General features: G+C 68.4%; 24 protein-coding genes and 1 pseudogene. 5 read left to right on the forward strand and 20 right to left on the reverse strand.

The features are described from left to right. Positions 1-367 precede the first annotated feature (367 nt). Complete coding sequence (locus M2271_RS08205) at positions 368-1,405, forward strand: chitinase (RefSeq protein WP_280886432.1); 1,038 nt, start codon at positions 368-370, stop codon at positions 1,403-1,405. On the opposite strand, the gene M2271_RS08210 is transcribed toward M2271_RS08205, so the two are convergent. Both M2271_RS08210 and M2271_RS08215 read right to left on the reverse strand, forming a co-directional pair. Beyond that, on the reverse strand, positions 1,406-2,320 hold the full coding sequence (locus tag M2271_RS08210) for an NAD-dependent epimerase/dehydratase family protein (protein WP_280886433.1): 915 nt from the start codon (positions 2,318-2,320) through the stop codon (positions 1,406-1,408). A gap of 367 nt (positions 2,321-2,687) precedes the next feature. Continuing rightward, positions 2,688-3,107 carry a Dabb family protein gene (locus M2271_RS08215; RefSeq protein ID WP_280886434.1) on the reverse strand — a complete coding sequence of 140 codons (420 nt, stop codon included), beginning with the start codon at positions 3,105-3,107 and terminating at the stop codon, positions 2,688-2,690. Between the two features lie 122 nt (positions 3,108-3,229). Here M2271_RS08215 and M2271_RS08220 point away from each other — a divergent pair, with 122 nt between their 5' ends. Further along, positions 3,230-3,847 carry a TetR/AcrR family transcriptional regulator gene (locus tag M2271_RS08220; RefSeq protein WP_280886435.1) on the forward strand — a complete coding sequence of 206 codons (618 nt, stop codon included), beginning with the start codon at positions 3,230-3,232 and terminating at the stop codon, positions 3,845-3,847. Here M2271_RS08220 and M2271_RS08225 read toward each other — a convergent pair. The 4 genes from M2271_RS08225 to M2271_RS08240 all read right to left on the reverse strand — a co-directional run bounded on the left by M2271_RS08225 (position 3,844) and on the right by M2271_RS08240 (position 7,371). Beyond that, positions 3,844-4,263 carry a hypothetical protein gene (locus M2271_RS08225; RefSeq protein WP_280886513.1) on the reverse strand — a complete coding sequence of 140 codons (420 nt, stop codon included), beginning with the start codon at positions 4,261-4,263 and terminating at the stop codon, positions 3,844-3,846. The genes M2271_RS08220 and M2271_RS08225 overlap by 4 nt on opposite strands. 212 nt (positions 4,264-4,475) lie before the next feature. After that, complete coding sequence (mqnC, locus tag M2271_RS08230) at positions 4,476-5,675, reverse strand: cyclic dehypoxanthinyl futalosine synthase (RefSeq protein WP_280886436.1); 1,200 nt, start codon at positions 5,673-5,675, stop codon at positions 4,476-4,478. Between the two features lie 72 nt (positions 5,676-5,747). Continuing rightward, the gene (locus M2271_RS08235) at positions 5,748-6,515 is read right to left on the reverse strand and encodes a prepilin peptidase (RefSeq protein ID WP_280886437.1); all 768 of its coding nucleotides are present in this window, start codon (positions 6,513-6,515) and stop codon (positions 5,748-5,750) included. Between the two features lie 7 nt (positions 6,516-6,522). Then, positions 6,523-7,371: a menaquinone biosynthesis protein gene (locus tag M2271_RS08240; RefSeq protein WP_280886438.1), complete on the reverse strand. Its 849-nt coding sequence runs from the start codon at positions 7,369-7,371 to the stop codon at positions 6,523-6,525. A gap of 289 nt (positions 7,372-7,660) precedes the next feature. Here M2271_RS08240 and M2271_RS08245 point away from each other — a divergent pair, with 289 nt between their 5' ends. Next, positions 7,661-7,864 carry a cold-shock protein gene (locus tag M2271_RS08245; RefSeq protein WP_280886439.1) on the forward strand — a complete coding sequence of 68 codons (204 nt, stop codon included), beginning with the start codon at positions 7,661-7,663 and terminating at the stop codon, positions 7,862-7,864. A gap of 243 nt (positions 7,865-8,107) precedes the next feature. Here the strand turns inward: M2271_RS08245 and M2271_RS08250 are convergent, their stop codons facing one another. The 13 genes and pseudogenes from M2271_RS08250 to M2271_RS08310 form a co-directional block, all read right to left on the reverse strand. Then, positions 8,108-8,989 (reverse strand): AraC family transcriptional regulator, encoded by an 882-nt coding sequence (locus tag M2271_RS08250; RefSeq protein ID WP_280886440.1) that lies wholly within the window; start codon positions 8,987-8,989, stop codon positions 8,108-8,110. 22 nt (positions 8,990-9,011) lie between these two features. Then, the gene (locus M2271_RS08255) at positions 9,012-9,908 is read right to left on the reverse strand and encodes an MBL fold metallo-hydrolase (RefSeq protein ID WP_280886441.1); all 897 of its coding nucleotides are present in this window, start codon (positions 9,906-9,908) and stop codon (positions 9,012-9,014) included. A 215-nt stretch (positions 9,909-10,123) separates the two neighbouring features. Continuing rightward, a pseudogene (locus M2271_RS08260) lies at positions 10,124-10,360 on the reverse strand (ATP-binding protein); the annotation flags it as partial. A 21-nt stretch (positions 10,361-10,381) separates the two neighbouring features. Continuing rightward, positions 10,382-12,292: an AMP-binding protein gene (locus tag M2271_RS08265; RefSeq protein ID WP_280886442.1), complete on the reverse strand. Its 1,911-nt coding sequence runs from the start codon at positions 12,290-12,292 to the stop codon at positions 10,382-10,384. Positions 12,293-12,614: 322 nt separating this feature from the next. Then, positions 12,615-13,280, reverse strand: coding sequence for a TetR/AcrR family transcriptional regulator (locus tag M2271_RS08270; protein ID WP_280886443.1), 666 nt, complete (start codon positions 13,278-13,280; stop codon positions 12,615-12,617). A 62-nt stretch (positions 13,281-13,342) separates the two neighbouring features. Further along, positions 13,343-13,657, reverse strand: a complete 315-nt coding sequence (locus M2271_RS08275; protein ID WP_280886444.1) for a DUF4229 domain-containing protein — start codon at positions 13,655-13,657, stop codon at positions 13,343-13,345. A 131-nt stretch (positions 13,658-13,788) separates the two neighbouring features. Then, entirely contained in the window at positions 13,789-14,319 is a 531-nt protein-coding gene (locus M2271_RS08280; protein WP_280886445.1) for a GNAT family N-acetyltransferase, read from the reverse strand. A gap of 81 nt (positions 14,320-14,400) precedes the next feature. Beyond that, positions 14,401-15,564 carry an aminofutalosine synthase MqnE gene (mqnE, locus tag M2271_RS08285; protein WP_280886446.1) on the reverse strand — a complete coding sequence of 388 codons (1,164 nt, stop codon included), beginning with the start codon at positions 15,562-15,564 and terminating at the stop codon, positions 14,401-14,403. 124 nt (positions 15,565-15,688) lie between these two features. Continuing rightward, on the reverse strand, positions 15,689-16,144 hold the full coding sequence (locus M2271_RS08290) for an Lrp/AsnC family transcriptional regulator (protein ID WP_280886447.1): 456 nt from the start codon (positions 16,142-16,144) through the stop codon (positions 15,689-15,691). 124 nt (positions 16,145-16,268) lie between these two features. Beyond that, the gene (locus M2271_RS08295; RefSeq protein ID WP_280886448.1) at positions 16,269-16,949 is read right to left on the reverse strand and encodes a UbiX family flavin prenyltransferase; all 681 of its coding nucleotides are present in this window, start codon (positions 16,947-16,949) and stop codon (positions 16,269-16,271) included. A gap of 31 nt (positions 16,950-16,980) precedes the next feature. Beyond that, positions 16,981-17,208, reverse strand: a complete 228-nt coding sequence (locus M2271_RS08300) for a hypothetical protein (RefSeq protein WP_348539154.1) — start codon at positions 17,206-17,208, stop codon at positions 16,981-16,983. A gap of 49 nt (positions 17,209-17,257) precedes the next feature. After that, complete coding sequence (mqnP, locus tag M2271_RS08305; RefSeq protein WP_280886449.1) at positions 17,258-18,160, reverse strand: menaquinone biosynthesis prenyltransferase MqnP; 903 nt, start codon at positions 18,158-18,160, stop codon at positions 17,258-17,260. Further along, positions 18,157-19,614, reverse strand: coding sequence for a menaquinone biosynthesis decarboxylase (locus M2271_RS08310; RefSeq protein WP_280886450.1), 1,458 nt, complete (start codon positions 19,612-19,614; stop codon positions 18,157-18,159). The genes mqnP and M2271_RS08310 overlap by 4 nt, the downstream gene beginning before the upstream one ends. Positions 19,615-19,701: 87 nt before the next feature. On the opposite strand from M2271_RS08310, the gene M2271_RS08315 reads away from it, so the two are divergent. After that, a complete protein-coding gene (locus M2271_RS08315) occupies positions 19,702-20,148 on the forward strand; it encodes a PLD nuclease N-terminal domain-containing protein (RefSeq protein WP_280886451.1) in 447 nt (148 codons plus the stop codon). Positions 20,149-20,320: 172 nt separating this feature from the next. Next, positions 20,321-21,736, forward strand: coding sequence for a cytosine permease (locus tag M2271_RS08320; protein WP_280886452.1), 1,416 nt, complete (start codon positions 20,321-20,323; stop codon positions 21,734-21,736). An 804-nt stretch (positions 21,737-22,540) separates the two neighbouring features. Here the strand turns inward: M2271_RS08320 and M2271_RS08325 are convergent. Beyond that, positions 22,541-22,732 (reverse strand): hypothetical protein, encoded by a 192-nt coding sequence (locus tag M2271_RS08325; RefSeq protein WP_280886453.1) that lies wholly within the window; start codon positions 22,730-22,732, stop codon positions 22,541-22,543. Positions 22,733-22,919 lie beyond the last annotated feature (187 nt).

The raw sequence follows: 22,919 nt of genomic DNA on the forward strand, positions 1-22,919 counted from the left end.
TCTTACAGCCCGGGTTCACGGGAGGAGCCGCGGCTTCTTCCTCACGGCCACGTCCTCCGCCCACCCGCGCAACGCGTCCTCCGCCCACCCGCACAACGGAACGAACACCACGACCAGGATCCAGCCGCGAAGTCGATCCGGAGGCGGGCCCTGACCCACTTCAGGACCGGATCACCCGTCCGAAACACCACTTTCGGCAACTTCGGACCGCTTCTGACTGCTTATTGCTGCTTATGACTGCTTCTGACCGCGAAGCGCCCGTGTGACGGCTGTCGACACCTGACACGGCTCCGTGTGAGACATTCCCACTCCGGACGCAGCAACTTTGCGGCCCGGGACGGAAATCACGAGAGCGGGAGCCAACTCGATGCGGAGTTTCCTGAGGTCTGCGGCCGCGCTCACCTGTCTGTTCACCCTGGCCACCGCGGGGTGCTCCGCGTCCAGCGCACCGAAGCAACCGATGCGCCCCAAGCAACCGACGCAGTCGAGCGCCTCCCCCACCGGGGAGACCGGGGATAACGCGACGTCCGTCTCGTACGCCCCCTACGTCAGCGCCACCGAGGCGTCCGCTCTCGACTCCGTCGGTTCCCCCACGACGTACAACGCGGCCTTCGTCATCTCCGACGGCAACCGCTGCACGCCGAAGTGGAACGGCACCCACGCGATCGGCGACTCCACGGTGACGTCCCGTATGGCGCGGTTGAAGAAGGACGGGGCCACCGTACGGGTCTCCTTCGGCGGGGCCTCCGGGAAGGAGCTCGCGGCGACCTGCGACAGCGCGTCCGCGCTGGCCGAGGCGTACGGCGCGGCCCTGGACGCGGCCGGGGCCACGCAGGCCGACTTCGACATCGAGGGCGCCGGACTGGCGGACTCCGACTCGGTGGGCCTGCGCTCCGAGGCGATAGCGCTCCTGCAGAGGGACCGCGGCGATCTCCGCGTCTCCTTCACCCTCCCGGTGATGCCCTCCGGTCTCGAAGCGGACAGCCTGGCGCTGCTGGAGTCCGCCAACGAGCACGACGTGCAGGTCTCCACCGTCAACCTCATGGCGATGGACTACGGGGAGTCGTACGACGGTGACATGGGCGACTACGCGATCGCCTCGGCCAAGGCCGCGCACACCCAGCTGGAGAAGGTGTTCGGTCTGTCGGCCGCGGCCGCCTGGCGGGGCATGGCGCTGACCTCGATGATCGGCGTGAACGACGTCGAAGGCGAGACGTTCACGCTCTCCGACGCGGCCCAGGTACGGGCGTTCGCCCAGGAGAACGAGGTCGCCTGGGTGTCGATGTGGTCCACGTTCCGCGACCAGCAGTGCGAGAAGGGCCGTGCCGGGGACGACGACGCCGCCACCGACTGCAGTGGGGTGAAGCAGCGTTCGGGGGCGTTCGCGAAGGTGTTCGCCGGCTAGCTAGACCGCGATCGCGCCGACTTGGTCGCGGAGGGCGACGTCGAGGTCGGTGGTGGTCAGGCCGAAGGTGCGAGCCGTCTCGGTCGCGTCCAGTCGGAACGGCGCGTACCACTGGTAGTCCATCTCAGCGATCTCCCGGGCAATCGGAACGAATACGCCGGCCGCACGCATGACGAATCGCGGCAGCTGGATCAGTTTGATCGGCGGCTTGCCCGCGGCCGCTGCGTAACGCTGTGCGAGCTCACGGATGGTGATGGCCGGTGGGGACGGTACGTGCCAGGCGCGGCCCCAAGCCCGTTCGTCCTGGGCGAGCGTGACCAGGGCCGTGGCCATGTCACGGTTGCAGGTGAAGGTGTGCGGCATGTCCAGGTGCCCCGGGATCCAGGCTGCGCGGCCTTTCTCCAGGGCCGGACCGATGATCATGGAGTAGAGGCTGGCCGCGTCTTTGCCGATGTAGTCCGATCCGCGGACCTCGACTGTACGGATACCGGCGTTCAGCGACTGCTCCCACAACCGCTTGCGCAGACGGCCCTTGCGCCCGGTGGCAGCCATCGGGGTGTGCTCGTCCATCTGTCCGCCGGGCTGCTCGCCGTAGGCGTAGAGGCCGGCGGTGAGCGCCAGGACCGCGTCGTTCGCCTTCGCGGCGGCGATCACCGCCGTTTGCAGGGGCGGCAGCAAGCGCTCCCACGTCGTGTACGAGGGCGGGTTCGCGCAGTGGTAGATCACCTTCGCGTCGCGGGACAGTTCGGTGAGGCGGGCCGCGGCGGAGGCGTCCGCGGCAACCCGCTCGATCAGTGGGTGGTCGGGGCCCGAGCCGCTGCGCGTGACCATCCGGACGCTCTCGCCGCGCTCGATGAGAAGGCGCGCGACGTTCGTGCCGATGGAGCCGGCACCGATGATGACATGGTCAGCCATGACGGACATCCTTCTTTGAGATCACTGCTCTCTGGCGAGAGTGACAAGAGTGTTTGAATCGTGCTCACGGGTTGGAGCAGCGCTTTCGAAGCGCCCGCTTGCTGAGCACCAACTCGCTCTGGGCGCGCATCCGCGCCGAAATGACCGAGGAGATCAAGAGAGATCAAGACCGTGGCCAAGCGCCATCCGAAGGGGCGCCGGCCTGTCGCCGAACACAGTCACCCGTGATCTCGGCGTGGCAGGGTCCGCGGTGTACCGCCAGGCCGTGGGCCGCACTGTCTGGACAGCGGCCCGTCTCCTGAGCCGCCCCGGGTCGGCCTGCAGTCGGCTCCCCTCACAGAGGCGGCACCGCAGGCCGGCCCAGACGTCATCGGTCGTCCACGCCGGCGCCGCGGTAGGTGGGCACGTCGGCCAGCATCCCCGCCACGTCGGGGTTGAGTTCATTGCGGCGGCGGTGCAACTCCTGGATCTTCGCGTTCAGCTCGGGGTCGTCATCGTCGCTGACGTCGAAGATGGCGAGGTCCTCGACCAGGTCAAGCCCTAGGTGATCGGTCTCATGGGTCGTCGGGTGCGTCAGGTACTCGAAGAGGCCGTCGAGGTCCTCGACGGCGAACACAGCGCTGTACTCGAAGTCGCCGCCGAAGTCGCCGCCGAGATCGCGGCCGACGAGGAAGGACTTGACGGAGGGCACCGACCGGCCCTGGTTGCGCCAGCTTTCCAGCGCTGCCTCGATTCGCTCCGGTGCCGCGTTCGCCTTCATCTTGACGCGATTGATGTGGTAGATCATTCTCTGCGCCCCATTTTCTAACACTGTTAGATTTCCTAACGTCGTTAACCTAGGATGTGGCGGCAGCACTGTCAAGGAGAGCGGCTACTGTCCGGGAAGCCACCGAAGCGAAGTGACGGGACATGCCGAACAGCACACGACGCGCCCGTGAACGGGCAAGCACCCACGACCGGATCATCGAGGCCGCGCTGCGCGTCCTGGAGAACGAGGGCGCCGCCGCGCTGACCATCCGGCGCATCGCGGCCGACGTGGAGTACACGGCGCCGGTCGTCTACCAGCACTTCGCCAACAAGGACGCACTAGTGCTGCAGCTGGTCGCGCACGGCTACGGCCTGATGCTGGCCGAGCTCAGACGGGTTCTCGAAGAGCCCGACATCGACCGGCGCATGCTGGGGGTCGCGTCCGAGTACGTGCGATTCGCAGGCGAGCACCCTCACCTCTATGAGGCCATGAACTCCGCCATGGTCGATGCGGACGAGCGCCGACGCGCCGCGGAACCGGCCCTCGACGTCCTGAAGGAGCTGCTCACGACCTGGTCGGACGCGCACGGCGTGGACCTGGCCGACCGCGCCGAGGCCTGCGAGATCGTGTGGGGCACGCTGTACGGCATGGCCTCGCTCGGCTATCTCGGCACCATCGGGACCGAACACGCACAACGACTCGCCGAGCAGGCCCTCAGCGCGATCCTCCGCGGCTGGCAAGCCACCGGCGAACCCGTGCCCGTGCGGTCACAGCACTAGCGACGCCTGTGCACGAGGCGCCCCGCGCATACCGTCGCGATACAGGCGCCCGTCCCGTCGAAGACCGCGAGGTCCGCGCGGCCGGTGCCGATGAGGGCCGTCCGCCGGCGGACGGTCGTGTCGCGGGGCACCACGACGACGTCGTTCCGCGCTGCCGCGGACCGGAGTTCGGGGGTGTCGGCGTGCTCCTCCATGACGGCCGTCGCCCCCAGTTTCAGCACCTCGTGGATACGCTCGCGCGGAGTCGGCGCGTTGGGGAGCGGGCCCTGGTGAAGGAGGGCGGGCCCGAGGACGCCGGGCCAGCGCCGCACCCGGGCGCCCGGAAACCGCTCCTGCACCTCGGCCAGCGTCCCCGTCCCCACGACCCGGCCGGCCTCCACGGCGACGGCACCGTTCTTCACCGGCTCCGAGTCGATGCCCGGGCCGTCGTCCGAGTCGACGTCCGCGTTGTCGTCCGAGCCGTCGTCGAAGTCCTCGTCCGAGCCGACGCCAAAGTCCTCGTCGAAGTCCTCGTCGGAGCCGACGCCAAAGTCGTCGTCGAAGTCCTCGTCGGAGCCGACGCCAAAGTCGTCGGCCCAGCCGTACCGCAGCTCGTCGGCGGTGTGAATCGTCAGCACGGGTACGTCAGTCAGTTGGAGGCGAGCAGTTTCAGCTCCGGGTGAGCCGTGCCACCCTCGATCGCCGTGGACGAGATGTGGGACATCACCCGCTCGTCGACGGGGTCGTTCGCCGGGTCGTCGTGGACGACGATGTGCTCGTACGTCGTGGTCCGCTGGGCCGGGACCCGGCCCGCCTTGCGGATGAGGTCGATAATCTCCATCCGGTTGGAGCGGTGCTTGGCGCCGGCGGAGGAGACCACGTTCTCCTCCAGCATGATCGAGCCGAGGTCGTCCGCGCCGTAGTGCAGCGACAGTTGGCCGGTCTCCTTGCCCGTGGTCAGCCACGAGCCCTGGATGTGGGCGATGTTGTCCATGAACAGCCGCGCGATGGCGATCATCCGCAGGTACTCGAAGAGCGTCGCCTGGGTGCGGCCCTTCAGGCGGTTGTTCTCGGGCTGGTACGTGTACGGGATGAAGGCCCGGAAGCCGCCCGTGCGGTCCTGTACGTCCCGGATCATCCGCAGGTGCTCGATGCGCTCGGCGTTGGTCTCGCCGGTCCCCATGAGCATGGTCGACGTCGACTCCACACCGAGCCGGTGCGCGGTCTCCATGATCTCCAGCCAGCGCTCGCCGGACTCCTTCAGCGGGGCGATGGCCTTGCGGGGCCGCTCGGGGAGCAGCTCGGCACCGGCACCGGCGAAGGAGTCGAGGCCGGCGGCGTGGATGCGCGAGATGGCGTCTTCCACCGTCACACCGGAGATCCGGGCCATGTGCTCGACCTCGCTCGCCCCGAGGCTGTGGATGACCAGCTGCGGGAAGGCCTGCTTGATGGCGGAGAAGTGCTGCTCGTAGTACTCGACGCCGTAGTCCGGGTGGTGGCCGCCCTGGAACATGATCTGCGTCCCGCCGAGCTCGACGGTCTCCGCGCACCGGCGCAGGATGTCGTCCAGGTCGCGGGTCCAGCCCTTGGCGGTGTCCTTGGGGGCCGCGTAGAAGGCGCAGAACTTGCACGCCGTGACGCACACGTTCGTGTAGTTGATGTTGCGCTCGATGATGTACGTGGCGATGTGCTCGGTACCCGCGTACCGGCGGCGGCGTACGGCGTCGGCGGCGGCGCCGAGCGCGTGCAGGGGGGCGTCACGGTAGAGGTCGAGTGCCTCCTCCGGCGTGATGCGTCCGCCTGCCGCGGCGCGGTCGAGCACAGACTGGAGGTCGGCCTTCTCGGTCACCGGGAACGTCCCTTTCGTCAAGGGGTTGGACGGACTGGGCCAGCCTACGCCAGCCGTTTTCCGCGACGGCTCTCAGGCCGTGTACGCACCGATCAGCAGCCCCAGGTACGCCCCCACGATCAGGAACGGCCCGAACGGGATGGCCGTCTTGCGTCCCGCGCGTCCCACGACGACCAGGACACCGCCGTACAACGCGCCGAGCAGGAATCCGGCGAAGGTGCCGAGGAGCACGGTCCCCCAGCCGTACCAGCCCAGGACGGCGCCCGCTCCGAGCGCCAGCTTCACATCGCCGAAGCCCATGCCGCCGGGGTTGACGAACCACAGCACGTAGTAGCCGGCGCCGAGTGCGAGGGCGCCCAGTGCGGCGGACGGCCAGTGGCCGGTGTGCTCGGGCGCGAGCGTGACCAGCCCGAGCAGGAGGAGCGCGGCGGCGGCGAGCGGCAGGGTCAGCACGTCGGGCAGCCGCCGCACCCGGAAGTCGACGACGGCCAGCAGCACCCCGACGGGCGCGAGCAGCAGCCAGACGGCGACCTCGGGCCGGGTGCCGGTGGCCGCGGCGAGCCCGGCGCAGAGGAGGGCGGTGACGAGCGAGACGAGGGGGGTGCTGGGACCGTACGTGCTCCGCGACGTGCCGGGACCGTACGTGTCTCCTGTCGGGCACTGTCCGCACCGCGCCCGACCGAGCCACCCGTGGGCCGGGCCCCGGAGGGGATGCCCGCCCGGGCACCGCTCCCGCCAGTCCTCCTCCTCGGGGACGGAGAAGCGGTACGCGGCGCGTGGCACCAGCACGCCCGCGGCCGCACCCCACAGCGCGGCCGCGGCGATCAGCAAGCCGGTCATCACGGGATCACGGCTCCAGCAGGTCGACCTTCACGTCGGCCGGGAAGCCGGTGGTGGGGCCGACGCGGCGGGCGAACTCCGTGACGGCCTCCAGCTGCGGTCCGCCGAAGCGGAAGTCGAGGGTGGTGAAGTACCGCTCCAGGACCTCCTCGTCGAAGGCCTCCCAGCGGGCCGCCTGTTCGGCGACCTTGCCGACCTCGTCGAGGGAGAGGTTGCGGGAGGCGAGGAAGGCCTCGTGGACCTTGCGGGTGATGACGGGCTCGCGCTCCAGGTAGTCACGGCGGGCGGCCCAGACCGCGAAGACGAAGGGCAGGCCGGTCCACTCCTTCCAGAGCGAGCCGAGGTCGTGGACCTCCAGACCGAACCGGGGTCCGTCGATCAGGTTGGCCCGCAGCGCCGCGTCACCGATGAGTACGGCGGCCTCGGCCTCCTGCATCATCAGGCTCAGGTCGGGCGGGCAGGTGTAGTAGTCGGGGCGGACGCCGAACCGGTCGGACAGGAGCAGCTGCGCCAGGCGCACGGAGGTGCGCGAGGTGGAGCCGAGGGCGACCCGGGCGCCGTCCAGCTGATCCAGCGGGACCTGCGAGACGATCACGCAGGACATCACCGGGCCGTCGCATCCCACGGCGATGTCCGGGAAGGCGACCAGGTCGTCCGCGTTCTTGAGGAACTCGACGAGGGTGATGGGCCCGATGTCGAGGTCTCCCCGCACCAGCCGCTCGCTGAGCTTCTCCGGAGTGTCCTTGGTCAGCTCGAAGTCGAGTAGCGTGCCGGTTCTCGCGAGCCCCCAGTACAGAGGCAGGCAGTTCAGGAACTGGATGTGGCCGACGCGCGGCCGGTTGCGAGCAATGTCCACATCGCGAGACTAGTCCCCCTGGGATAGGCTCCACACTTCACCCCCGGGGTCAACCACCAGACGATCTTCAAACATTCGGGTGACGTGATCTTGGCCTCTATTGCTTTCGGCTGCTCGGATGCTAGGCTTGCCGCAAGTTGCAGTTTGGTTTCCCTTGCAGTACAGAGCCTGCGGAGCATGTGACCGCGGGCTCTAGTCTTATTCAGACGTATGCATTTGTGCGGCATTTTTGCTTTCACAGGTTGCAGGGTTCTGGAGCAGGGCAACCCTTTGGGCCCAAGGAGGGCTTATGGCTACCGGAACCGTGAAGTGGTTCAACGCCGAAAAGGGCTTTGGATTCATCGCCCAGGAAGGCGGCGGCCCCGACGTCTTCGTCCACTACTCCGCGATCAACGCGAGCGGTTTCCGCTCGCTGGAGGAGAACCAGCAGGTTTCCTTCGACGTCACTCAGGGCCCGAAGGGCCCGCAGGCGGAGAATGTCACCCCTGCCTGAGTTCATGAGCCCAAAGCTCTGATCCGGAACCGATAGCAGTACCCAAGGAGCCCCGCGCCGCAAGGCGACGGGGCTCCTGCCTTTCCACGCCGCCTCGGGCCGGCCCATAGGCGGACCTTCCCGGGATCGTGAACGGCTTGCGGCTTGCGGCTTGCGACAGGACGCCAGTTGCGTGGATATCGCCTGGTCAAGGCCGGTCTTACGGACCGGTCAGGCTCGGTGCGCCAGGTGGCCTCGTAGTCTTCAGGGCTTCGAAGCCGAACTCTCGGACAGGTGCTGGTGGTCGGTGCGGTGTTGCTGCCGGTACCGGCCGGCGGAGATCCCGTACTCGCGTTTGAAGGCGTTGGCGAAGGCGTACGCGGAGCCGTAGCCGCTGCGCTGCGCGACGGCGGACAGTGGGACGTCGGTCGTCTGGAGCAGGCGTGCCGCCGTGGTGAGCCGCCACCACGTCAGATAGGTGAGCGGTGGCTGCCCGACCATGGCGGTGAATCTGCGGGCGAAGGCGGCACGGGACAGGCCCGCGTGCGCGCCCAGCGACTCCACGGTCCATGGATCAGCGGGGCGTTCGTGCACGGCGCGTAGTGATCGTGAGATCACCTTGTCGTCGAGGGCGACGCACCAGCCGGTGGCCTGCAGCCCCGCGCGTTCGATGAGGCAGGCGCGGATCAGGTGCACGAGGAGCACGTCGAGCAGGGCCGGCAGCACCAAGTCCCTGCCGTACATCTGTTCGCCGAGCTCGCTGCGCAACAAGTCGATCGATGCCTGGAGACTCGGGTAGCGGTCCGCTCGCGCGGGAAGGCTCACCAGATCGGGGAGGTTGTGGAACAGCGGGTGAGGGCGGGCTTGGTCAAGCCGGTAATCACCGGACAGGAACTGGGCCGTGCCATCGGTGGCGTTCACGAGCGTGTGTGCGGTCCCGCGCGGGAACAGAACGGCGTCGCCCGGCTCCAAGGTGATGGCCTGTTCGTCCGGCCGTGTCACCCGGATGTCTCCCGTGGTGACCACGTAGAAACGGGCGCCCTCGAAGGTCTGGACGTTCATCTCCCACGATGGGTCCGCCGCCGCCATCGACATGGAGGGGCGACCCACCTGCATGGCGCTGATCGCGTCGCTGAGCACGTCCATAGCAGAATCCTCCCCTACGGGATCAGGCATCCAAGAGCGGCGCCCATCTCTTGATCGAGAAAGTCCCGTTCGACCGCACGACTTCGGCGGCGCCCGCTCCGCCCAGGTGTGCCGGAACCACCAGGCTGTTCGTCGCGACTGCCTGCTCCAGGACACGACGCCGGGACCGGGCGGCCTCGGCCTGGTCCTCGCTCAGGCAGATGTCGTGATCGGGTTCGATCACCTGAAGCGGAGTGTGGATGACGTCGCCGACGAACAGTGCCCGGTCCGTGCCGGACTCGAGCCGCAGCACAGCCGAGCCGGGCGTGTGACCGGGCGCCAGTTCCAGCACCAGGTCCTCGTCGATGCGGTGGCTGTCGCCCTCCCACAGCACCGCCTGACCGGCCTGATGGACGGGCAGGACGCTGTCGTTGAACTTGTCCCCGGTGTCGGCGAACCTCGGGGCGTGGCCGTTGGCGGGGTGCCAGAAGTCGAAGTCGGCGCGGCTGATCAGATATCGCGCGTTGGGGAACGTCGGAACCCACTCGCCGTCGACCAGCCGGGTGTTCCACCCCACGTGGTCGTTGTGAAGGTGAGTGTTGACGACAAGGTCCACGTCCTCCGGCCGCACCCCCGCCGCCGCCAGCCGGTCGAGGAACTCGCCGTCGCGCTTGTCGGACACCTCGCCTTCCGGTGGCTTGTCATGGCCCAGACCGGTATCGACCAGAACGGTGCGGCCCGCGCTACGCAGCATCCAGGTCTGAACGGTTGCCTGCCACTCACCCGTCTCGGCGTTCAGGAAGTCGGGCGCCAGCCAGGATTCGTGCCGGCGCCACAGTTCGCCGGGCACGGACGGGAAGAGGACATCGGTGGCGCCGAAAGCACCGTGCCACTCGACCACCCGCGAGACCTCGACATTACCGAGGATAATTTTCTTCACCCCTTCACCGTAGGCAGAGGTGGTGAGACGTGAAATGCTCCGCCGTCTCTCCTGGTTAAGGCAGCGTCTCGCAGTAGTCCGCAGTAGTCCGCAGTAATCCCGTACGGCCCCGCCGGCCGCAGCCGGGACGGGCCCTTCAACCACGACGGAGCGGCGGGTCAGCCGTCGAACGAGACGGGTATCGAAGATTCGGCGCCGCGCGCACGCGACTCCGGTTACCTGAGGGTGAGTTCAGCCCACACCGTTTTCCCGACGTCCCGCTCCGCGACGCCCCACCTGAGGGCCAGCAGCGTCACCAACAGCAGCCCCCGCCCGCCCTCGGCGTCCGGCTCCGTCACGAACCGCCGTCGCCGGTCGGCTCTCGCGTCGCTCACCTCGATACGGAGCGTGTCCTCCGGCAGCAGCAGGAGCCGCAGCTCGAAGTCCCGGCCGGGGACGCGGCCGTGGGTCAGTACCGGCCTGGGCCGGCTTCCTCACGAGTACAGCCCTTCCACCTCCTGGCCGAACTCCCGCATGACGACCTCCCGGCGGAGCTTCATCGACGGCGTCAGGTGACCCGCCTCCTCGGAGAAGTCGACCGGGAGGATCGTGAACCGGCGGATGGACTCGGGGCGGGAGACCAGCTTGTTGGCCTCGTCGACCGCCCGTTGGAAGATGCTTCTCAACTCTTCGTCGTTGAAAAGGAGTTCGGCGGGGACGGGGTGCTTGCCGTTCATCCGGCGCCAGTGGCTGACGCCCGCCATGTCCAGGGTGATCAGCGCGGAGATGTAGGGGCGGCGGTCTCCCAGGACCATGCACTGGGAGATGAGGGGGTGGGAGCGGAGGTAGTTCTCCAGCGGGGCGGGGGCCACGTTCTTGCCGCCCGCGGTGATGAGGATCTCCTTCTTGCGGCCGGTGATCGTCAGGTATCCGTCGTCGTCGAGGCGGCCGATGTCGCCCGTCGGGAACCAGCCGTCGGCGGAGGCGGGGATGACTCCACCGCCGTAGGGATCCCAGTAGCCGCGGAACACCTGGTGGCCGCCGAGCAGGATCTCACCGTCCGCCGCGATGCGGACCTTCGTGCCCGGCAGCGGCCAACCGACGGTACCCAGCCGGGGCTTGAGCGGGGGTGTGACCGTGGCCGCGCCGGTCGTCTCGGTCAGGCCGTAGCCCTCGTAGATCTCCATGCCCGCGCCCGCGTAGAACGCGGCGAGGCGGCGGCCGAGCGGTGAGCCGCCGCAGATGATGTGGCGGACCCTGCCGCCCATGGCGTTGCGGATGCGGCGGTAGATGAGGGAGTCGTAGAAGGCGCGGGACGCCTTGAGGGCGGCGCCGGGGCCGGGGCCGGTGTCGGACTGGCGGGCCTCCATCGCCTCGCCGTAGCGGATGGCGACGTTCGCCGCGCGGTCGAAGGCGGTCGCCCGGCCGGCGTTCTCCGCCTTGGCGCGGGCGCTGTTGAAGACCTTCTCCAGCATGTACGGGATGCAGAGCAGGAACGTCGGTCTGAAAGCGCTGAGTTCGGCCACCAGGTCCTCCGTTTTCAGGCTCGGCGCATGGCCCACCCGAACCCGGGCGCGGACGCACGCGACCGCCACCATGCGGCCGAAGACGTGGGACATGGGGAGGAAGAGGAGGGTGGCGAGTTCCTCGGACGACTTCGACTTGAAGACGGGGTGGAGGAGTTCGATCGCGTTGTCGACCTCGGAGAGAAAGTTGCCGTGGGTGAGCACACAGCCCTTGGGGCGGCCGGTGGTGCCGGAGGTGTAGACGACGGTGGCGAGCGTGTCCGGGACCAGCATCCCGCGCCGTACGGCGACTTCCTGGTCGGGGACCTGGTCGCCGAGCTCCGCCAGGCGCTCCAGGTGATCCTTCTCGATGATCCACATGTGGTGCAGGTCGGGCAGCCGGTTGAGTTCCGGGCCGAGGGCGGCGGCCTGGCCCGCGTACTCCGTCACCAGGGCGACCGCACCGGAGTCCTGGAGGATCCACCGGGTCTGGAAGACCGAGGAGGTGGGGTAGATCGGCACGGTGACCAGGCCGGCGGCCCACGCGGCGAAGTCGAGGAGCGTCCACTCGTAGATCGTCCGCGCCATGACGGCGATACGGTCGCCGGGCACCAGGCCCTCCGCGATCAGGCCCTTCGCCAACGCCAGGACCTGTGCGGCGAACTGGGCCGCCGTCACATGCTCCCAGCCCCCGTCCTGGGTGTGACGGCTGAGCACCTGGGCCTCGGGGGCCGCGTACGCGTTGTCGAACGGCAGGTCGGCCAGCGAGCCACGGGTCACCGGCGGGGCGATCGGCGGCACCGACACCTCCCGGACCTCTCCGTCCAGTCGCCGGATCTGCGGTTCCACCAGCACGGGCGCGCCGTCGTAGTCGTGGCCGGACGAATAGGAGAGGGACATGGGCAGCTCCTGATGCGTGCAGCTCGGTTGCGCTCTGCTGCAGGTGGTACGAGCGGTACGTACCGGGACGTTCACCAACGGTCGCGACTTACCGGGTTACCGTGGGTTCGCAAATGATCGTAAGGGGCCCTCGTGGAAGGTTCGTGCGATTTCGGGGGTGGTAAGGAGCCGGGCGTGTGCAACCTCGGGGATTACGTGAGGAACGTTCACGTCGGTGCTGGTCAGGACGGGGTCGACGGCGCTCCGGGATGAGGGCTCGTGTCGACCCGCTCCGCACCTTCGACATGGACGACATGGACTTACCCACGGTAACCGGGGGCGTCTACCCGCTCATCTCCTGAGCCACGGCATCGGGCGGTGCCCAGGACCGCCCTTCCATCAGGTTCCCCAGGCCCGCCCACGCGAAGTTCATCAGGGTCGCCGTCGCCTCTCTCGCGGTGACGCCGGGCGTCGCGTTGGTCCAGGCGGCCAGCGACTCGGCGGCGCCGACCAGGGCCTCGGCGAGGCCGGCGACCTCACGCTCGGGCAGGTCGGGGTTTCGGTGCGCGTCCCGGGCCGCGACCACGATCAGCTGGGTCACGAACGTGACGATCTCCTCGCGCATCACGGCGGCTTCGGCGGCGAAGGCCTCGCCGTGGGTACGGGCCTGGAGGTGCAGGACCGACCAGCCGTCCGGGTTGTCCGCGGTGTGCTCGAAGAACGCCCGCAGGCCGTCCCAGAGTTGACGATCGGCCGACACGTCGGAGCGCACCCCGGCCCGGACCGCGTCGGTGAGCGCCCTCGCCTCGCGGCGGATACAGGCGGTGAAGAGGTCGTCCTTCGAGTTCAGATACAGGTACACCAACGGCTTGGACACGCCCGCCAGTTCGGCGATCTCGTCCATCGACGCGGCCATGTACCCCCGCTGTCCGAAGGTCCGCACGGCGGCGTCCAGCATCTGCTGTTCCCGGACCGCTCGCGGCATCCGCTTGTACTTCACGGCACCCATGCCGAGAGCCTAGTGCTGTCGTGGCAGAAGAACCCTTGACCGGGCAGGTGCCGGAGCGCCGCCTACGAGGTCTGCGGGGCCTGGCTCTGAGCACGGGCGGAGTCGTCGTCGACGTCGACGTCCTCCTGGCTGCGGCTCTCCTCCAGGTTGGCCTTCATGCGGTCCACCCTCTGCACGACCTGCAGGGAGGCGCGGTCACGCTCCTTGCGCAGGACGACGAAGCTGATCGGGGCGGAGATCACCAGGGCCAGCAGGACGACCCACATGCCGTTGGAGTCGCCGAGGCCGCGCGGGACGACACCGGAGTAGACGAGGCCCCAGACGACCAAGAGGCAGCCCACGAAGACCCCGAGGCGCATCAGCGTGTAGCGGAGCATCTCAATCCACTCTTCCGGTTGGAACGGTCCTAACGTCCCCAAAGGGACACCGTCCAGTGAAGCACGGCGGAGACCCGATCTTGCAGGGGGGTCTTACAGGGGGGTCTTGCAGAGGGTTGCGCCGCCCCGGCTCAGGCCAGCGGCAACGGCAACAACATGACGATGTCGTCGCGGTCGTCGCCTTCGGCGACCCGTATCGCGCCCGGTATCCGGCCAACCTCCTTGTAGCCGCAGGAGCCGTAGAAGTGCTCCAGGCCGAGGCCGCCGCGGCAGGTGAGCCGGATCGCCTCGATGCCGTCGAGGGTGCGGGCCGCGTCCGCGGCGGCGGCCAGCAGGTCCCGGCCGTATCCCTTGCCCTGGTGATCCGGGTGGACCATCACCGTGTACAGCCACAGCCAGTGCGTCATCAGCCGGTGCGTGTTGAAGGTGAGGAAGGCCGCCGCGGCTGTCTGCCCCTCCTCGTCGAAGCCGACGAGAAGCCGGGCGCGGCCCTCGCTCATCGCGACGAAGTGCTTCACCAGCTCCGGCCGGATCGCCTCCCGCGTCACCGGCGCCACGAAACCGACGGCGCCGCCCGCGTTGGTGACGTCCGTCCACAGGTCGACGAGGCCGTCGCGCAGCTCGGGAGTCACGGCCGGGTCGAGAGCGAAGGTAAGGGGCATCTGGCGATGCTAGCCATTACGTTTCGCTCGACTCAAGGACTTTCCGGCGTCACGTTCGTCACCCCGGCAACCGGCCTCACGTCACACGCGCATCGGCTGCGGGGTCTCCCGGCGGGCCGGGTCCGGGCCGTCGTACTCGCGGATGATCTCGTACCGCGTGTTCCGCTCGACCGGGCGGAAGCCCGCGTCCCGGATGAGATCCAGCAGGTCCTCGCGGGTCAGCTTGTTCGGGGTGCCGTAGTTGTCGGCGTCATGCGTGATCTTGTACTCGACGACCGAGCCGTCCATGTCGTCGGCGCCGTGCTGGAGGGCCAGCTGGGCCGTCTGGACGCCGTGCATGACCCAGAAGACCTTCACGTGCGGCACGTTGTCGAAGAGCAGCCGGGAGACCGCGAAGGTCTTCAGGGCCTCGGCACCGGTGGCCATCTGGGTCCGCGCCTGCAGCCGGTTGCGTACCTTGCCGTCCTTCATGTCCACGAAGTCGTGCTGGTAACGCAGCGGGATGAAGACCTGGAAGCCGTTCGTCTCGTCCTGGAGTTCGCGGAGCCGCAGGACGTGGTCCACGCGGTGACGGGGCTCCTCGATGTGGCCGTACAGCATGGTGCACGGGGTCTTCAGCCCCTTCTCGTGCGCCAGGCGGTGGATGCGGGACCAGTCCTCCCAGTGGGTCCGGTGGTCCACGATGTGCTGGCGGACCTCCCAGTCGAAGATCTCCGCACCGCCGCCGGTGAGGGACTCCAGCCCGGCGTCGATCAGCTCGTCGAGGATCTCGGACGCCGAAAGGCCGCTGATCGTCTCGAAGTGGTGGATCTCCGTCGCCGTGAACGCCTTCAGCGACACATCCGGCAGCGCGGCCTTCAACTCGCGCAGCGAACGCGGGTAGTAGCGCCACGGCAGGTTCGGGTGCAGCCCGTTGACGATGTGCAGCTCGGTGAGGTTCTCGCCCTCCATCGCCTGGGCGAGCTTCACCGCCTCCTCGATGCGCATCGTGTACGCGTCCTTCTCGCCCGGCTTGCGCTGGAAGGAGCAGTAGGCGCAGGAGGCGGTGCACACGTTGGTCATGTTGAGGTGACGGTTGACGTTGAAGTGGACGACGTCACCGTTCTTCCGCGTCCGCACCTCGTGCGCGAGACCACCGAGCCAGGCCAGGTCGTCCGACTCGTACAGCGCGATGCCGTCCTCTCGGGTCAGACGGACGCCCGCCCGCACCTTCTCCTCCAGCTCGCGCTTGAGCCCGACGTCCATGCCCACACCTTTCTCCGAAGACCCGACGACTTCGACGACTTCGACGGCTTCGGCAATCCGACTGCTACGGCGGCCCGACGACTTCGACGACTTCGACGACCCGACTATTTCGACAACCGTACGTCTACGCCTCCTCGGGCAGCTCTCCGACCCGGTTCTCCCACTTCGTGGAGAGCACGATGGTGGTACGGGTCCGGGAGACGCCCTTGGTGCCGCTGAGCCGCCGGATGATCCTCTCCAGCCCGTCGACGTCCGTCGCCCGCACCTTGAGCATGAACGAGTCGTCGCCGGCGATGAACCAGCAGTCCTCGATCTCGGTGAGGTCCTTCAGCCGGATGGCCACGTCCTCGTGGTCGGCGGCGTCGGAGAGCGAGATGCCGATCAGCGCGATGACGCCGAGGCCGAGCGAGGCCGCGTCGACGGTGGCGCGGTACCCGGTGATGACACCGGCCGCCTCCAGCCGGTTGATGCGGTCGGTGACGCTGGGTCCCGACAGACCGACGAGGCGCCCCAGCTCCGCGTAGGAGGCCCGGCCGTTCTTCCTCAGGGCCTGGATGAGCTGCCTGTCCACCGCGTCCATGCGAATCGAAGCCTTCCGATGAAAGTGGTCTGAAGAGATCTGAAGAGATCTTGGTGCTGCGGGAGTTGATGCTGCGGGACTTGGTGCTACGGGACTTGGTGCTGCGGAAGTTGATGCTGCTTGCTCAGGCGGGAGAACGGGAGCCCCCGCCGATCTCGCCCTTCCACCGGCGGTACAGGCCGTGCCCGACGCCCGCCGCGTCGAGGACCCGTCCGGCCACGAAGTCCACGAGGTCCTGGATGTGCGTGGCCCCGGCGTAGAAGCCGGGCGAGGCGGGTACGACGCTCGCGCCCGCGTCGTCCAGGGCGACCAGGTGCCGCAGCGTCTGGCCGTTCAGAGGGGTCTCCCGTACGGCGACGACCAGGGGGCGGCGCTCCTTCAGCGTGACACTCGCGGCCCGCTGCAGCAGATCCTTCGACAGCCCCAGCGCGACACCGGCGACGCAGGCGGTCGAGGCGGGGACGATCAGCATCCCCTTCGTCGCGTACGACCCCGACGACGGCCCCGCGGCCAGGTCGCCGGCACCCCAGTACCGCACGCCGCCGAGGTCCACGTCGCCCCATGCGCCCGGCTTCCCGTCGGCCCCTCGCCCGAGCCATTCCCGCAGGTCGTCCTGCCAGCGCGCGTCCCGGAAGGAGATGCCGGTCTCGTCGAGCAGGGTGAGTCGCGAGGCCCGGCTGACCACCAGGTCGACACTCTCGCCCCCGGCGAGCAGCGCCCGCAGCACGGCAGCGGCATACGGCGTCCCGGACGCCCCCGACACCCCCACGATCCAAGGTACGCGCTGCGTTTCTCCTGCGTTCACACCTTGAGCGTACCGGTGGGCGACGAGGTCCTCAGGACCGGTGGGGCGCGTCCGGATCGACGGGGAGGTGAGCGGTGGGGATCGACTGGGCCGCAAGGTCGTTCCACACCAGGCGGATCGTCTTGGCGTGATGGGGCTTGACCGGACTCGTCATGATGGTGCCCGCGACGATCTCCATGCGACAGCCGGGGAACATGTCCTCGAACCGGCTGAGCCGCGAGTGCAGGCGGTCGAGGTCCGAGACGGTCACGGTGGCCACCCTGGGCTCCTGCACTCGACGGTGGGCCGCAGACTGTTCAGAGGACTGTTCAGACGGTCAGACCCCGAACCAGCAGGTCCAGCAGGGCGCACCCGAACAGGGCAATGCCGATGAACCCGTTGACGCTGAAGAACGCCCTGTTCAGTCGGGAGAGGTCGTGAGGGCGGACGATCGAGTGCTCGTAGACGAAGGCGCCCGCGACGATCACCAGGCCGAACCAGAAGAAGGCGCCCGCTCCCGTCGCCACCGCGTACCAGACGAACAGCCCGGTGGTCAGGGCGTGGCAGACCCGTGCGCCCCAGATGGCCGCCGGGATGCCGAAGCGGGCCGGGACCGACATGACGCCGATCTCGCGGTCGGTCTCGATGTCCTGGCAGGCGTAGATCAGGTCGAAGCCGCCGATCCAGACGCCGACGGCGAGGCCCAGGATCACCGCGTCCCAGGACCACTCGCCGGAGATCGCGAGCCAGCCGCCGACCGGGCCCATGGCCTGGGCGAGACCGAGGATGGCCTGCGGGAAGTTCGTGAACCGTTTGCCGTAGGGATAGACCACCATCGGGATCACCGCTATGGGGGCCAACGCCAGGCAGAGCGGGTTGAGGAGGGCCGCCGAGCCGAGGAAGACCACCAGCGCGATCAGCGCGCCCGTCCAGGCGTGCTTCACCGACATCGCGCCGGTCACCAGCTCGCGGTGCGCGGTGCGTGGGTTGCGGGCGTCGATCTCGCGGTCGATGATCCGGTTGACCGCCATCGCGAAGGTGCGCAGGCCGACCATGCAGACGGTGACCAGCAGCAGCCTGCCCCAGTGGATGTTCCTGTCCCACTGGAACATCGCCGTCAGCGCCGCGATGTAGGCGAAGGGCAGGGCGAACACCGAGTGCTCGATCATCACGAGGCGCAGGAACGCGCGGGCCCTTCCGGGCTGGGGCATCGCCGCGGCAGAGGCGCTCACAGTCCGTATTCCTTCCAGCGTCGCGTCACCCGTTCGGCGGTTTCCGGATCCGACTCCACCATGTCGGGCCACCCCCCGTCACGGGTGTAGCCCTCCTCGGGCCACTTCCGCGTCGCGTCGATGCCCGCCTTGCCGCCCCAGAACTGCTGGTAGGAGGCGTGGTCGAGGTGGTCGACGGGGCCCTCGACGAGCGACAGGTCCCGGGCGTAGTCGGTGTTGCCGAGGGCCCGCCACGCGACCTCGTGCAGATCGTGGACGTCACAGTCCGCGTCGACGACCACGATCAGCTTGGTCAGCGACATCATGTGGGCCCCCCAGACCGCGTGCATCACCTTCTGCGCGTGCTTGGGGTACTTCTTGTCGATCGAGACGATCGCGCAGTTGTGGAAGCCGCCGGCCTCGGGCAGGTGGTAGTCCACGATGTCCGGGATGATGATCTTGAGGAGCGGAAGGAAGAACCGTTCCGTGGCGCGGCCCAGCGGTCCGTCCTCCGTCGGAGGCCGGCCCACGACGATCGACTGGAGCAGCGGCCGCTTCCGCATCGTCACGCAGTCGATCTTCAGCGCGGGGAAGGGCTCCTGCGGCGTGTAGAAGCCGGTGTGGTCGCCGAAGGGCCCCTCCGGCAGCATCTCGCCCGGCTCCAGCCAGCCCTCGATCACGACCTCCGCCTGCGCGGGCACCTGCAGCGGGACGGTCTTGCAGTCGACCATCTCGATCCGCTTGCCGGCGATGAACCCGGCGAAGAGGTACTCGTCGATGTCCCCGGGGAGGGGCGCCGTGGAGGCGTAGGTGACGGCGGGGGGGCAGCCGAAGGCGATCGCGACCGGCAGTCGCTCGCCCCGTCGCGCCGCCACCTGGTAGTGGTTGCGGCTGTCCTTGTGGATCTGCCAGTGCATACCGATCGTGCGCTGGTCGTGCCGCTGGAGGCGGTAGAGCCCGAGGTTGCGGATCCCGCTCTCCGGGTCCTTGGTGTGGGTGAGCCCCAGGTTGAAGAAGGAGCCGCCGTCCTTGGGCCAGGTGAAGAGGGCGGGGAGCCGGTCGAGGTCGACGTCGTCGCCGTGCAGGACGACCTCCTGCACGGGTGCGTCCCCGGGCTTCACCTTCTTCGGCGGTACGTGCGTCATCGCGCCGAGCTTCCCGAAGGCCTCCCGCACGCCGACGAACCCCTGCGGCAGTTCGGGGCGCAGCAGCCCGCCGATCTTCTCCGAGATGTCGCCGTACGACTTCAGGCCCAGCGCCTTCAGCAGCCGCCGGTCGGTTCCGAAGACGTTCATCGCGAGGGGCATGTCGGAGCCCTTCACGTTCTCGAAGAGGAGCGCGGGGCCGCCGGATTTCTGCACGCGGTCGACGATCTCCCCGACCTCCAGATACGGGTCGACCTCGGCTTTGATCCGCTTGAGGTCGCCCTCGCGCTCCAGTGCCCGGAGCAGGGAACGAAGATCGTCGTAAGCCATGGGGTCAAGTATCCCCGAGCGGCTACGCTGGCCAGGTACCTGGGGTCCGTGCTCGTGGCCCCGACAACCGTTCCACTGAGAGGCCCCATGGTCCGGGTACTGATGTTCCTCGTGCCACTGGCGTTGAGCGTGTACGCGTTCATCGACTGCATCAGCACGAAGGACGAGGACGTCCGCCACATGCCCAAGCCGCTGTGGGCCATCCTCGTCCTGGTGTTCCCGCTCGCCGGGTCCATCTCCTGGTTCATCGCCGGCAAGAAGCGGTACCCGGCCGGCGCGGGCGGCTTCACGGGTTCCTCGGGTTCTTCGGGCTCGTCGGGTTCTACGGGTTCTACGGGTTCTACCGGTTCCTCCGGTTCCTCCGGTTCCTTCGGTTCGCCGTGGAAGCGGGGCGGCGGGCAGCGGTGGGTGGCGCCCGACGACAACCCGGAGTTTCTCAAGTCCCTGAAGGACGAGACCCGCGACGACGGGGGCGGCGGGGACGGCGGGGACGAGGACAAGAAGAAGCGCGGCGACGGCCCCCAGGGCGACTGACGGGGCCGCAGCCGGCCCTACGGTCGCCGCCGGACCTACGGCGCGACGGTCGCCGCCGGACCTACGGCCCTACGGTCGCCGCCGGACCCTACAGGTTGTACGCCGTCGAGCCTCTTGAAGCGGACAATGCGCCTCTGGGCCAAAGCTTGCCCGGACCGGACACTTGGCTCGCATGACGACTGCTCCCGCCGACTCCACGGACTCCACGGACTCCGCCGGCACCCTCGCCCCCGCATACGGTGACAAGGTCATCGCCGTCGAGACGGCGGGCGCGGACCCGATCCCCGACGCCGAACGCCACGGCTCCCCGCTGCAGTTGCTGTGGACCTGGGCGTCCCCGAACATCGAGTTCGCGACGGTCTACATCGGCGTGATCTCGGTCCTCTTCTTCGGGCTGAGCTTCTGGCAGGCGACGGCCGCCATTCTCCTCGGCACCGCGGTCGGGGCGATCGCCCAGGGCGTCCTGTCCCTGGACGGGCCCCGGTTCGGGGTGCCGCAGATGGTGATCGGCCGCTTCTCCTTCGGCTTCAAGGGCAACGTGCTGCCGTCCGGCGTCAACGCGGTGGTCGCGGGCGTCGGCTGGTTCGCGGTCAACAGCGTCAGCGCGGCCTTCGCGCTGAACACGCTGACGGGTCTGCGTCCGCTGCCCTCGCTGCTGCTCGTGGTGGCGGCGGAGATCCTGATCGGCTTCATCGGCCACAACTTCGTGCACATCTTCGAGAAGTACGCGTTCCCGGCGCTCGCGGTGATCTTCCTGCTGGCCGGGGTGTGGACCTTCAAGGACGCCCACCTGGGCGGGGGCGGCGCGGGCGGCGGCATCGGAGGGTTCCTGCTGGCGTTCAGCGCGGCCTGGGGGTACGCGGCGGGCTGGAACCCGTACGCCACGGACTACTCGCGCTATCTGCCGCGCACGGCGAGCAAGTTCAAGACGGTCCTCTACCCGGCGGTCGGCCTTTTCGTGTCGGTCGCCGTGGTGGCCGTCATCGGAGCGGCCTCCGCGACGATCGTGGCCCCGAAGGACGCCACCCCGACCGCTGCCTTCACCGGTCACCTCCCCGGCTGGCTGGGCGACCTGGTGCTGCTCGCCATCATCCTCGGCGCGGTCTCCGCGAACGCCCTGAACGTGTACTCCTCCGCCATCTCGATCACGTCCCTCGGCCTGAAGCTCCCGCCCTGGCTGGGCCGCGGCACGCTGGTTGTGCTGTCCGGGGTCGCCGGTACGGCGGCCGCGTGGGCGTCCCTGTCGGACGCGGGGTCGGCGTACGAGGCGTTCCTGCTGGTCATCGCCTACTGGGTGGGCCCGTGGCTCGGGGTCGTCCTGGTCGAGCGGTGGCTCCAGGGCCGTACGACGACGGACGAGGTGCTGGCCGCCCGCCTCGGCGACCGCACCTTCGCCAACTGGCCCGGTGTCGCCGCCCTGTTGATCGGCGTGGCGGTGTCCGTCCCGCTCTTCTCCAACCAGGAGAAGTACGTCGGCTATGTACCCGAGCACTGGCCGTCCTTCGGAGACAGCACCCCGCTGGTCGGGTTCGCGGTGAGCGCGGGACTGTACGCGGCGGTGCGGGGGCGGCTGGGGTCCCGGGCCTGAACGGGCCGGGGCGGCCGGCAAGGAGGTTGCGGTGAACCGTGGCTTCCGGGATCTGGGTGCCCTGCCCCTGGGCCTTGCCTCGAATTTTGGGCACCGGAGACACTTGGACCTTGACGGTCGTCCGGGTGGTCAGGCGTCATGCACAAATGGCGCCGCCAGCACCGAGGCCGGTGTCCGACAGTTCACAAGCGCTGTCGACAACTCGGCGGACAACGCCGCCGCCGAGAGTTTCGATCGCCTACGAATACACCTTCCACACGACACCAAGTACGCAGAAGGAAGTGGCGAAAGACGTTCTCAGGATTCGGGGCCAAGGCCAGTCAGTAGCGCAACAGGCTTTGGACCGTAGCGGCATCCTTCTCGTTGAGTAAAATCCGTACGGCCCCCCTCCCAGGTACGGGATAGCGCAGATTGACTAGGCCGGGACGCCAGCTGTCTTCACGGTCGACCCAATCACTCTTGGGAAGTGTCACTGGCGCATGCCGTCGCCGGGAGAATGTCAATTCTCCGCCCAACCCTGCGATGATCTTTCCGTTGACAGGCCCCTTCACCCCAGTGCCCGATCCCCAGTAAATTCGACACGGAAAAGACGCAGAACCAGATTCCACTAGTCCGACATTTCGCCTCTCGGCGCGCCTATCACTGATCGCGCGAACCGTCGCTGTAGCAGCAGAAGCGAAAAGAGCAAAGAGTATTAACTCAATGAGTGTCGACACAGTCGCCATCCAAATTTTGAAAGGTGAATCTCCGTCGCGCGCGAGAGCGCGCACGGATTGGGCGTTGGGTGCTGTAGGAGGTGGCGGCCTACAGAAGGTGGTCGACTTTGCCGGCCTTGATGTCGTGGATGAGGGCGCGGAGGGCTTCGCGGGAGTCGGTGAGCGGGTGGTCTTCGTGTCCGGCGATGGCGATGTGGGCGTTGCCCTGGGAGTCGGTGCCTATGCGGAAGCAGTTGTTGCCTTCGGCGCAGAAGGGGTCTTCCCAGCGGATGTCGGCCATGGCGTTCCCTCTCGGGGTCAGAGCTGCCGGGCGATGGAGTGGATCAGGTCTCGCGTGTCCTTGGGGCTCAACGTATGGGCGTGCCACCAGTTCATGTGCGCCTGGTACTTGGCCAGTGCGGACCTGGCTGTATCCATCGAGCATGTCGGAAGTACAGCCGTGCCCGGCTGCACCGCCAAGCCGATCA

Origin of the sequence: Streptomyces sp. LBL (assembly GCF_029893585.1) — a bacterium.
Lineage (GTDB): Bacteria > Actinomycetota > Actinomycetes > Streptomycetales > Streptomycetaceae > Streptomyces.